Origin of the sequence: Pseudomonas syringae group sp. J309-1 (assembly GCF_032582135.1) — a bacterium.
Taxonomy (GTDB): Bacteria; Pseudomonadota; Gammaproteobacteria; order Pseudomonadales; family Pseudomonadaceae; genus Aquipseudomonas; species Aquipseudomonas quasicaspiana.
Map to the genome: position 1 here is coordinate 1 of NZ_JAWHNU010000171.1, position 511 is coordinate 511.

The following is a 511-nucleotide window of genomic DNA, read 5'->3' on the forward strand; positions in this document are numbered from 1 at the left end:
GCCTTGAACAGGATCTGCCATTGTGCGAGCGCGACCTGCGCGCCCGGCAGTCGCTGCCAATGCGCCGCCTCGAAGGTGACGGCCCAATCGACGCCGGCCTCACGCGTCATCCAGGCTTTCAGGGCTTCGATAGCCTTGGCGGCATCGCCGGCATCGTGGAGGAAACGCACATGCGACAGGCCCGTTTGCCGCTCGACAAAGGCGATCAATGCCCGATCGTCGTTGTTCGTCACGATGCCGAGGTTCCAGGCCGCGATCCACAGCGCCTGCAGTTTGGCCGCATACTTGCCTTCAAGGCGCTTTCGAGAACCCACCGAAGCGGGTTTGAAGCCGCCGCGCCGCAGCTCCTGAACAACGTTGTTCTGCTCGACCGACGACATGTCCCGCAACGAGCGTTTGCCCGTCACGCGTTCATAGACGTCGCGGATCGTATCGTCATCGAGACCAAGCTGTTTCTTGGCAACGTGGATTGCTGCGGTGGCGCTCATGACAGCGCCCTCTCGATGTCGAT

The 511-nt window shown here is 62.2% G+C and carries 1 protein-coding gene; it reads right to left on the bottom strand.

Features of this window, described 5'->3' with window-relative positions; all coding sequences use genetic code 11:
• Positions 1 to 488: regulatory protein GemA (locus RX972_RS29290; RefSeq protein WP_316880800.1), on the bottom strand; the 488-nt coding region annotated here is incomplete at its 3' end.
• Between the last annotated feature and the right edge of the window lie 23 nt (positions 489 to 511).